The organism is Chryseobacterium subflavum, assembly GCF_055762745.1.
In genome coordinates this window covers 406990-417577 of the sequence record NZ_JBVTMR010000003.1, presented here as the reverse complement: position 1 = coordinate 417577, position 10588 = coordinate 406990, and the positions used below count along the sequence as shown (strand labels likewise).

Sequence of the window (10588 nt, the reverse complement as noted above, 5' to 3'; positions counted from 1 at the left end):
GGTAATTGGATTATCTAATCTCAGATGGATTAGTCTTATGTTACTTTGCTTAAGAAGAAATAGAAAATATAAGATTGGATATTGGGGAATCGGAGTGACTGCTTCATATGAAAATAGTTTTGACTCTAAAACGACATGGGATAAATTTAGGTACTATATTTCAAGAAAATCTGATTTTACGCTATTTTATAGTTCTTATCCGTTGGAAAGATATATAAAAGCAGGAATTCCTGAAGAAAAACTGTTTGTGGCTCATAATACTACAGAAGTTGAAAATGTAATTAAATCAGATGTTAACAATAAAAAAGATTTTCTTTTTGTTGGAACATTGTATCCGCAGAAGGGAATAGGAGAGTTACTTGAAGCATATTATCTATTGTACACAAAAAGGAACGATTGCCCTAAATTATTAATTGTAGGAGATGGCCCGGAAAAAGAGAAAATTATAGAATTTATTAAGGAAAAGAACATAGCGGATAAAATTGTATTGTTTGGAAGTATTTATGATGCTAAAGAACTTTCTAAAATATTTGCTGAATCCATCGCATGTATATCACCTAATCAGGCAGGTTTATCCGTTCTAAACTCTATGGGTAATAGTACTTCATTCGTAACGAGAGAGGACGCTATTACGGGAGGTGAAATTTTTAATATAAAAAATAAATATAACGGTATAATATACAAAGAGCAGGAGAACTTGGCAGATGTAATGGAATGGATTATCAATAATAAGGAGCAAGTTCATAAAATGAATGAAAATGCATATAACCATTACATCAATAATAGAACTCCTGAAATGATGGCCAATGAAATTAAAAGAGCTATTAATAAATCTTTAAGCTAAATCAATGAAAGGGATAATCCGACAACTATACAGAGACTTAAAAATGAGATTTTTTAGATTATCTTATGGACTCAAAAATGTACATAAAACATTTTATATGGGGGGAAAGTCAGAGATATCGGGAGACCTGCAAGCCGGAGAATACTCTTACATCGGACCAGGGTGTGTAATCTATCCCAAAGTTAAAATCGGGAGATATACAATGCTGGCTCCTCAAGTTAAGATTGTTGGAGGAGATCATTACTATAAGAATCCAAATAAACCAATCATTTTTTCTGGTAGAGAAGCAGAATTAGAGACCATAATAGGAGATGACGCATGGATTGGGTATGGTGCTTTTATAAGCAGAGGTGTTAAAATTGGTAATGGAGCAATTATTGCTGCTTACTCTGTTGTTACAAAAGATGTAGAGCCATATACAATTGTTGGAGGTTCTCCAGCTAAGTTTATTAAATATAGATTTACTGAAGAAGAAATTGATGAGCACAAAAAAATGCTAAAAGAAAATTTAGAAATAACGATTAACGACTATACAAAGTAATGCAAGGAATTAAAGATAAAGTATTATTAATAACAGGCGGTACAGGATCTTTTGGAACTGCTGTTTTAAATCGATTTTTACAAACGGATCATTTTAAAGAAATCCGTATATTTTCTCGTGATGAGAAAAAACAAGATGATATGCGTAACCTATATAAAAATGAAAAAATAAAATATTATATAGGTGATGTAAGAGACTATAATTCTGTAGAACCGGCAACAAGAGGAGTGGATTATATTTTTCACGCTGCTGCATTGAAACAGGTTCCTTCATGTGAATTTTTCCCTATGCAGGCTGTAAAAACTAATGTAGAAGGAACTCAAAATGTTATTCTTGCCGCTGCAGCAAACAAAGTTTTAAAGGTTATTTGTTTATCAACAGATAAAGCTGCTTACCCTATTAATGCAATGGGAATATCCAAAGCTATGATGGAGAAAGTAGCAGTAGCAGAAGCTCGTAATTTAAAAGATACTACAGTTTGCTTAACACGCTACGGAAATGTGATGGCTTCCAGAGGATCTGTTATTCCTTTATTTTTAAATCAAATTCAAAAGGGAGAGCCCATAACAATTACAGATCCCAATATGTCTCGTTTTTTCATGTCCTTAGAAGATGCTGTAGATCTGGTATTATTTGCTTTTGAAAATGCCAATCCGGGGGATCTCTTTGTAAACAAGGCTCCTGCAGGTAGTATTGGAGATTTAGCAAAAGCACTAATTGAACTGACAGGTAAAGAAGTCCCTGTTAAGATTATTGGGACACGTCATGGTGAAAAGCTTTACGAAACACTATGCACTCGTGAGGAAATGATCAAAGCAGAAGATATGGGGGATTTTTACCGTATTCCTGCAGATAATCGTGATTTGAACTATGCGAAATACTTCTCTGAAGGAGAAGAAGATATATCCAGAATAGAAGACTATCATTCTCATAATACAGAACAACAAGGTGTAGAAGGTTTAAAAAAATTGATATCTACTCTTCCGCTAATAAGGAAAGAAGTTTTTGGAGAGGATGTTATGCAATATCCTTAGAATTTATCAATTAAAATTAGAGTTCAAACAATTATCAAAATATAGTTGATGATATTAAAAGGAAACAGGCACGAAGATATAAGAGGCATTATAACCTATAACAATGAGTTTGATGCTACGAAAATTAAACGTATTTATACAATAGAAAATCATTCAACTGAATTTGTCAGAGGGTGGCAGGGGCATAAAATTGAACAACGTTGGTTTGCTTGTATGAAAGGGAAATTTGAAATATCTGTTATCGTAATAGATGATTTTGACAATCCTTCAACAAATGCGAAAATAAATAAATATATACTTTCTTCAGAAGCCTTAACCTATCTGCATATTCATGCTGGTTGTTTAACTGCTATCCAAAGCTTGGAAGAAGAAAGCAAACTGCTTGTATTAGCTGATTATGAATTGGGGGAGATTGAAGATGAGTATCGGTTTGAATTAGATTATTTTAAATAAAGTAATAATCTTAAACAATTAATAACAGATAACCCAATATTTGTTTTAAAAATAATTAAATGAGAAAAGTTGGAATTACTGGACAAAATGGCTTTGTTGGTCGTCACTTATATAATACTTTAGGATTATTTCCAGAGGAATTTGAGCGCGTTGAATTTAAAAAAGAATTTTTTGAAAGTCAGGACAAGCTAGATGATTTCGTTTCTAAATGTGATGTCATTATTCATTTAGCGGCGATGAACCGTCATGAAAGTGAGCAAGTGATTTATGAAACCAATGTAGCCCTAGCTCAAAATTTAGTAAGTTCATTAAAGCGTACAAATTCCAGGGCGCATGTCCTGATCTCATCTTCAACGCAAGAGGAAAGAGATAATTTGTATGGCAAATCAAAACGTGAGGGTAGGGAAGCAATTATCAATTGGGCGAAGGCAAATGATGGTAAAGTAACAGGCTTGATCATTCCAAATGTTTTTGGAGCTTTTGGTAAGCCATATTATAACTCTTTTATTGCTACTTTCTGCCATCAGCTAACCCATGGAGAAACCCCTAACATTGCAAACGATGGTGAGGTAAAATTAATTTATGTTCAGGAACTGGTTGATCGTATTATTAAAGAAATCCGTTCAGGACAAAGTACCGAAGAACTTTTTATAGAAGCTACTGCATCCAGAAAAGTATCTGAGGTGTTGGAGCTGCTTAATCAATTCAAAAGTTTGTATTTTGAGAATGGTGAGATTCCTACATTAAAGAATTCTTTTGAACATAATTTATTTAATACTTATCGTTCTTATATTGATTATAAAACGCACTACCCGGTAAAGTTTACCCAACATACAGATCCCAGAGGTGCTTTTGTTGAGATCATCCGGTTAGGCATAGGAGGGCAATGTTCATTTTCAACTACAGTGCCTAATATCACAAGAGGAAATCATTTTCATACCAGAAAAATCGAACGTTTTGCTGTAATTAAAGGAAAAGCATTAATTCAGCTAAGAAAAATAGATTCTGATGAAGTCCTTGATTTTTATCTGGACGGGTCGGATCCCGCATATGTGGATATGCCGATATGGTATACCCACAATATTAAGAATATTGGTGAAGAAGAATTGTACACTATTTTCTGGATTAATGAAGCATATAATCCAGAAGATGCCGACACCTATTTTGTAGAAGTTTAAAATATTAATTAATGAAAAAATTAAAAGTAATGACGGTTGTTGGAACACGACCGGAAATTATTAGATTATCAAGAGTATTATCCGCTTTGGATGCATCTGAAGCAATAGAACATATCATCGTTCATACGGGTCAGAATTATGACTATGAACTTAATCAGATTTTCTTTGACGATCTGGGATTAAGGAAACCTGATTACTTTTTGGAAGCAGCTGGAAAAACAGCAACAGAGACCATAGGTAATATCCTTATTAAAATAGATCCTTTGCTGGAAGAGCTAAAACCAGAAGCTTTCCTTGTTCTTGGAGATACGAACTCCTGCCTGTGTGCAATTCCTGCAAAAAAAAGACACATTCCTATTTTCCACATGGAGGCAGGGAACAGGTGTTTTGATCAAAGAGTACCTGAAGAAACCAATCGTAAGATTGTAGATCACACAGCTGATGTGAATCTTACATATTCGGATATTGCAAGAGAATATTTATTGCGTGAAGGACTACCTGCTGACAGAATTATTAAAACAGGGTCGCCAATGTATGAGGTACTGAATCATTATCTCCCTGAAATAAATGCTTCCGATGTCCTTGAAAAGCTTAACCTTGAAGAAGGAAAATTCTTTGTAGTATCTTCTCATCGTGAAGAAAATATTAATTCTGAAAAAAACTTCAGAGGACTTATAGATTCATTAAATGCCATTGCAGAACATTATCAGTATCCTATCATTGTTTCTACTCATCCAAGAACCAGAAATATGATTGATAAGATGAAAATAGAGGTTCGTCCTGAAATTCAGTTTTTAAAACCGCTTGGTTTTCACGACTATAATGCCCTTCAAAAACGTTCTTATGCTGTATTATCAGACTCAGGAACAATTTCAGAGGAATCTTCAATTCTTAACTTTAGAGCTCTCAACATACGTCAGGCTCATGAAAGACCAGAAGCTATGGAAGAAGCCAGTGTAATGATGGTAGGCTTATCTCCGGAGCGCATTATGCAAGGGCTTGTGCAGGTACAACAACAGAATATAGGGCAGCAACGTAATTTCAGACCTGTTGCCGATTATTCGATGCCTAATGTATCTGAAAAAGTAGTAAGAATTATCATCTCATATACGGATTACATCAAGAGAGTAGTTTGGAGCGAAGAATAAACTTATGAATATTCTTATAATAACACAGTATTTTTATCCGGAAAATTTCAAAAGTAATGACCTCGCTTTTGAACTAAAAAAGAAAGGTCACGATGTTACTGTATTGACGGGACTTCCCAATTATCCTGAGGGTAAGATCTTTGAAGGGTACGGTGTTTTTAAAAATAGAAAACAAATTGTTAATGGTGTAAAAGTGATAAGATCACTACTTCTTCCCAGAGGGAAAGGAGGTGGAATACGGCTATTTATCAACTATTATAGTTTTGCTGTTTTTGCTTCGATTAAAGCCTTTTTAATGGGTCTTAATAATAAGTTTGATGCTATTATTGTACACGAACCGTCTCCAATAACACAGTATTATCCTGCTCTTCTCATGAATAAAATATGGAAGACACCGGTCTATTTCTGGGTTATGGATCTATGGCCTGAAAGTTTATCCATCGCGGGTGGAGTAAAAAACAAATGGATATTGAATTATTATGAAAATGTTATCAAAAGATTTTATAAGAATTCAGAGAAAATTTTGATTACTTCCCAGGGATTCAGAAAGTCAATCAATCAGAAAGGGAATTTTGATGACAAGATCATTTATTTTCCTAACTGGGCAGAAGATACGATATCAGAAGGGAATAAAGATTTTCCCATTCCATCCTTACCCGATGGATTTAAAGTGATGTTTGCTGGAAATATCGGAGAAGCACAGGATCTGGACAATATTGTAAAGGCAGCTTTGGAACTAAGAGACAAAAAGGATATTAAATTTATACTGGTAGGAGATGGCCGGAAAATGCCTTTCGTAAAAGAATTTATAGAAGAACACCAGTTACAGGAAACGGTTTTTACAATGGGTAGGTTTCCTGTAGAAGCGATGTCCAGTTTTTTTGATAAAGCTGATGTGATGCTTGTTACTCTGAAAGATGATCCGATATTTAACCTTACAGTGCCTGCGAAATTACAGGCCTACATGAGTGCTTCCAAACCTGTAATTGCAATGCTGAATGGAGAAGGGGCAGATAATGTTAAAGAGGCCGATTGTGGGTTTACAGTTTCTGCGGGAGATTATCAATCGCTTGCAAATACCATTTTAAAGGCTTCCGGTTTATCAAAAGAAGTACTTACCCAATTAGGAGAAAACAGCAGGAGGTATTATGAGGATAATTTCAGAATGTCCAGTTGTATATCCAATTTAGAAAATATCATCAAAGGAAAATAATATCCTTTGTCAGATTAAAAAATATAGTATGAATATAACGATCACCGGTGCATCTGGGTTTGTAGGTAAAAACCTTTCAACGTTCTTAGAATCAAAGGATCATCATGTTACTTCCTTATCTCTCCGAAATGAAAATTGGAGAAATGAATTTCCTATGAATGGTGATGCAATAATCCATCTCGCAGGGAAGGCACATGATACATCCAACACTTCTGATGACCAGGAGTATTATAAAATAAACAGGGATCTGACAATTGAATTATTTAACAAATTCTTAAACTCAGAAATTAAAGAGTTTTTTTACTTTAGCTCAGTAAAAGCTGTAGCAGATAGAGTAGATCATGTTTTAATTGAAGAAGCTGAGGCAAACCCTTATACTCCATACGGGAAATCCAAGAAAGAAGCTGAAGAATATATTTTTAATCAATCTTTACCAGAAGGGAAAAAAGTATATATTATTCGTCCATGTATGATCCACGGTCCCGGAAATAAGGGGAATCTGAATTTATTGTATAAAGTGGTAAAAAAAGGATTACCATGGCCTTTAGCTGCATTTGGGAATAAGAGGTCCTTTTTAAGTATTGATAACCTCAACTTCCTTGTCAATGAAATCCTCATGAATAAAAATGTATCCTCAGGGATCTATAATTTCGCAGATGATGATGCTATATCGACAAATGATCTCATCAGGACAATTAATTCTGCAGTAAATAAAAAAGCAAAGTTGTGGAGTATATCTAAAACAATGATTGAAGGAATGGCTAAATTGGGGGATAAATTACATTTACCCCTAAATTCAGAACGCTTAAAAAAGCTTACGGAATCTTATGTCGTTTCCAATCAGAAGATAAAAACAGAGCTGAAAATTAAATCTTTGCCTGTAACAGTTCAGGAGGGATTAACAAAGACCATTCAAAGTTTTAATATTTAATTAAAATCAACTTTTAAACATTTTATTATAATGATACGCGTACTTGATTTCTTGTTCTCTTTTTTTGGAATTTTATTCTTATGGCCAATAGGAGTAATATTGTATATTATCGGTTTATTTGACACCGGCTCTCCTATATTCTTCCAGGAAAGAGTGGGGAAGCAAAAAAGGCCATTTAAATTAATGAAGTTCAGAACGATGCATGTGAATACAAAATCTGTAGCAACGCATCTTTCAAGTACCTCTTCTGTAACTAAATTCGGAGGATTTTTACGTAAGTCTAAGCTGGATGAACTTCCTCAGCTTATTAATGTTTTAAAAGGGGATATGAGTCTTGTAGGTCCTCGACCTAACCTTTTTAATCAAACAGATTTGATTGAAGAGAGAGATAAAAGAGGTGTTTATAATTTCCTTCCTGGGATCACAGGTCTGGCTCAAATCAATGAAATTGATATGTCAACACCGGTTGAATTGGCAGAAAAAGACGCTGAAATGCTTAAAAATCTAACGGTATCGGATTATTTAAAATATATTTTCGCCACAGTTGGTGGAAAAGGTCAGGGAGACAGAATCAAAAAATAAATCTATTTTACTAAAAAATACCAGTATTTCCATAAGTGAAAAAATGAATGTCAAAATTCAGTAGGAAAAGTTATATTTGCTTCTCAATAACACACGATGCACGATAAAATTTGGCTTTCCCCTCCTCATCTTTCAGGAAATGAATTGGAATTCATTGATGATGCTTTTCAGAAAAACTGGGTTACCTCAATAGGCAATAATATTGATGAATTTGAAAATGATCTAAGGAGCTTTCTTGGAGGCAATATTGAAGTTTGTGCCCTGAATTCTGCTACTTCAGCAATACATTTGGCTCTTATGCTTTTAGGGGTAGGTAATGAGGATGATGTTTTGACCTCAACTTTCTCTTTTGTTGCGTCAGCCAATCCGATTATCTATTGCAATGCCAATCCTGTTTTTATTGATAGCGAACCGGAAACATGGAATATGTGCCCTGTTACCTTGGAAGAGGCTATTAAAGACAGGCTTTTACAAGGAAAAAAAATCAAAGCTATTATTGTTGTACACCTTTATGGAATGCCTGCCAAAATGGATGAAATTTTATCTATTGCAGAAAAATATAAGATCCCGGTGATAGAAGATGCTGCGGAATCACTTGGATCCAGATATAAAGGTAAACCTTGTGGTGGCTTTGGTCAATTTGGTATCATATCCTTTAATGGGAATAAAATTATTACAACATCTGGTGGAGGGACATTGATATGCCATTCTAAAGAAGATAAGAATAAGGCGATATTTTTGTCCACACAGGCCAGAGATGATGCTCCTCATTATCAGCATTCAAGTACAGGATATAATTATAGAATGAGTAATATTATTGCAGGAATAGGACGTGGACAAATGAAAGTTCTAAATGATAGGATTCAGGCAAGAAGAGGTATTCATAATTTTTATACTGCTCTATTTGAAAATATAGACGGAGTTGATGTTTTTACAGAACCTAATGAAGATTTCTACTCGAATCATTGGCTATCTGCAATCACAATAAATTCTGAAAAAACGGGAAAAACAAGAGAGGATTTACGTCTCGCTCTTCTTAATGATAATATAGAATCAAGACCACTCTGGAAGCCTTTGCATTTACAGCCTGTCTTTTCAAACTTTCCATATTATGGAGGACAAACAGCTGAGAACCTCTTTAATTCGGGGCTTTGTTTACCTTCCGGATCTAATCTTTCCATTGAGCATAAAGAAAGGATTGCTAGAGTTTTAAAAGATTTTTTCAAGCACAGTTGATTCTAAAATATGTCACAGTCATTGTATAAAAATTCCAGGTGAATATTTTTTTAATAAATCGGTACACTTTGCTTATTTTTCTCATATTAGAGACATATTTCATATATTTGTAATGAATCCAGAGATTGTGAAAAAATACCCTATTTGGAAGATGTTGATGGACTACAGCATAGCTTTTTTTGCTGTCATTCTTTTATTACCTCTGTTTTTTTTATTAGTAATTATAGCTTCTATAGATACCGGTTTCCCTGGGATCTTTGTTCAGAAGCGAATAGGTTTGAATGGTGAAATTTTTAATGTCTACAAATTCAGAACATTGGATCCTAAAACATCTCGAAAATCAAGGATCGGCCTATGGCTGAGAAAATATAAACTGGATGAACTTCCTCAGTTGATTAATATTTTAAAAGGGGATATGTCTTTAGTTGGACCTCGCCCGGATATTCCCGGGTATTATGATAAACTTGAAGGAGAAAATCGTTTTGTTCTGCTTCTTAAACCTGGGCTTACCAGTGAAGCAGGAATTAAATATCGGAATGAAGAACAAATACTTGCTCAGCAGAAAAATCCTTTACAATATAATGATGAGATTTTATTTCCGGATAAAGTAAAAATGAACCTTGATTACTATCATCATCTTTCCTTTAAAAATGACCTTTATATACTCCTCAAGACCTTTTCAGTACTCAAAACATAATATATTAATAAGAAAAATGTTATATTCTAATGAAATCTCTGATTAAAAAACTATGCTTTATAAGCAGCTTATTTCTGGCATCTGTCCTGAATGCACAAATAGAAGTAAAAGTAAACACTCTTTTTGCTCCGATAGGTATCTACAATATTGCCGTTGAAAAGCCAATTACAAATAAGATTTCATTACAAGCCGAAGCGTTTGTTTCCCCATGGAAATCTTTTGCTGGAAGACATTTACAAATGTATGTGGGGACCGTTGAAGGAAGATATTATTTTAAAGAGAATTTGAAAAAATGGTATGTCGGGACTTACGTTTCGATGGCCGCATTTAACCTTCAAAAATGGAATTACTGGCATGATAAGCGTGTACTGGACGAAAATGGACACCCTGAAGTATTGCCTGATGGAAGCTTTCGTGTTACGGGACGTTATCAGAAGGGTATTGCTTTTATTTTTGGGATAAGTGGAGGATATCATTTTACTATTAATGATCGTTGGGGTTTGGATCTGTATGCAGGAATAGGGACTACACAATCCTTCTATAAAGGATATTTTAAAGATAATAATCAGAGGTACGAAGGAGCAACCAAATTTAATAAAAGTGGAGAGCTGATTCCTACCCGGGGTGGTTTGATGTTGACTTATAAAATAAAATAGAGAACAATGTAATCCTATTTTAGATTATTAGAACATTTTATTAGGGATACGATAATTTAAAAAGTAGCACAATAA

The 10588-nt window shown here is 34.2% G+C and carries 12 protein-coding genes; all 12 read left to right on the top strand.

The features are described 5' to 3' along the window. Positions 1–844: glycosyltransferase family 4 protein (locus AC0INN_RS15435; RefSeq protein ID WP_306613947.1), on the top strand; the 844-nt coding region annotated here is incomplete at its 5' end. A 4-nt stretch (positions 845–848) separates the two neighbouring features. After that, positions 849–1385: a CatB-related O-acetyltransferase gene (locus AC0INN_RS15430; RefSeq protein ID WP_306613945.1), complete on the top strand. Its 537-nt coding sequence runs from the start codon at positions 849–851 to the stop codon at positions 1383–1385. Beyond that, positions 1385–2419 carry a polysaccharide biosynthesis protein gene (locus AC0INN_RS15425; RefSeq protein ID WP_172280025.1) on the top strand — a complete coding sequence of 345 codons (1035 nt, stop codon included), beginning with the start codon at positions 1385–1387 and terminating at the stop codon, positions 2417–2419. The genes AC0INN_RS15430 and AC0INN_RS15425 overlap by 1 nt, the downstream gene beginning before the upstream one ends. A 48-nt stretch (positions 2420–2467) precedes the next feature. Then, the gene (locus AC0INN_RS15420) at positions 2468–2872 is read left to right on the top strand and encodes a WxcM-like domain-containing protein (protein WP_273649092.1); all 405 of its coding nucleotides are present in this window, start codon (positions 2468–2470) and stop codon (positions 2870–2872) included. Positions 2873–2931: 59 nt separating this feature from the next. Beyond that, positions 2932–4050, top strand: a complete 1119-nt coding sequence (locus AC0INN_RS15415; protein WP_273649090.1) for a polysaccharide biosynthesis C-terminal domain-containing protein — start codon at positions 2932–2934, stop codon at positions 4048–4050. An 11-nt stretch (positions 4051–4061) separates the two neighbouring features. Continuing rightward, positions 4062–5198, top strand: a complete 1137-nt coding sequence (gene wecB, locus AC0INN_RS15410) for a non-hydrolyzing UDP-N-acetylglucosamine 2-epimerase (protein WP_273649089.1) — start codon at positions 4062–4064, stop codon at positions 5196–5198. A 4-nt stretch (positions 5199–5202) separates the two neighbouring features. Then, positions 5203–6411: a glycosyltransferase family 4 protein gene (locus AC0INN_RS15405; RefSeq protein ID WP_273649087.1), complete on the top strand. Its 1209-nt coding sequence runs from the start codon at positions 5203–5205 to the stop codon at positions 6409–6411. Between the two features lie 28 nt (positions 6412–6439). Continuing rightward, on the top strand, positions 6440–7342 hold the full coding sequence (locus tag AC0INN_RS15400; protein WP_273649086.1) for an NAD-dependent epimerase/dehydratase family protein: 903 nt from the start codon (positions 6440–6442) through the stop codon (positions 7340–7342). A gap of 30 nt (positions 7343–7372) precedes the next feature. Next, the gene (locus AC0INN_RS15395; RefSeq protein WP_172280018.1) at positions 7373–7924 is read left to right on the top strand and encodes a sugar transferase; all 552 of its coding nucleotides are present in this window, start codon (positions 7373–7375) and stop codon (positions 7922–7924) included. Between the two features lie 96 nt (positions 7925–8020). After that, a complete protein-coding gene (locus AC0INN_RS15390) occupies positions 8021–9160 on the top strand; it encodes a DegT/DnrJ/EryC1/StrS family aminotransferase (protein WP_273649084.1) in 1140 nt (379 codons plus the stop codon). Between the two features lie 112 nt (positions 9161–9272). Beyond that, positions 9273–9857, top strand: a complete 585-nt coding sequence (locus tag AC0INN_RS15385; protein WP_273649083.1) for a sugar transferase — start codon at positions 9273–9275, stop codon at positions 9855–9857. Positions 9858–9886: 29 nt separating this feature from the next. Next, a complete protein-coding gene (locus AC0INN_RS15380) occupies positions 9887–10513 on the top strand; it encodes a DUF3575 domain-containing protein (protein WP_273649082.1) in 627 nt (208 codons plus the stop codon). The last annotated feature ends 75 nt before the right edge of the window (positions 10514–10588 follow it).

Coding starts and splice junctions, on each gene's coding strand:
- AC0INN_RS15430 (WP_306613945.1), top strand. CDS start 849: ATGAAAGGGATAATCCGACAACTATACAGAGACTTAAAAATGAGATTT.
- AC0INN_RS15425 (WP_172280025.1), top strand. CDS start 1,385: ATGCAAGGAATTAAAGATAAAGTATTATTAATAACAGGCGGTACAGGA.
- AC0INN_RS15420 (WP_273649092.1), top strand. CDS start 2,468: ATGATATTAAAAGGAAACAGGCACGAAGATATAAGAGGCATTATAACC.
- AC0INN_RS15415 (WP_273649090.1), top strand. CDS start 2,932: ATGAGAAAAGTTGGAATTACTGGACAAAATGGCTTTGTTGGTCGTCAC.
- wecB (WP_273649089.1), top strand. CDS start 4,062: ATGAAAAAATTAAAAGTAATGACGGTTGTTGGAACACGACCGGAAATT.
- AC0INN_RS15405 (WP_273649087.1), top strand. CDS start 5,203: ATGAATATTCTTATAATAACACAGTATTTTTATCCGGAAAATTTCAAA.
- AC0INN_RS15400 (WP_273649086.1), top strand. CDS start 6,440: ATGAATATAACGATCACCGGTGCATCTGGGTTTGTAGGTAAAAACCTT.
- AC0INN_RS15395 (WP_172280018.1), top strand. CDS start 7,373: ATGATACGCGTACTTGATTTCTTGTTCTCTTTTTTTGGAATTTTATTC.
- AC0INN_RS15390 (WP_273649084.1), top strand. CDS start 8,021: ATGCACGATAAAATTTGGCTTTCCCCTCCTCATCTTTCAGGAAATGAA.
- AC0INN_RS15385 (WP_273649083.1), top strand. CDS start 9,273: ATGAATCCAGAGATTGTGAAAAAATACCCTATTTGGAAGATGTTGATG.
- AC0INN_RS15380 (WP_273649082.1), top strand. CDS start 9,887: ATGAAATCTCTGATTAAAAAACTATGCTTTATAAGCAGCTTATTTCTG.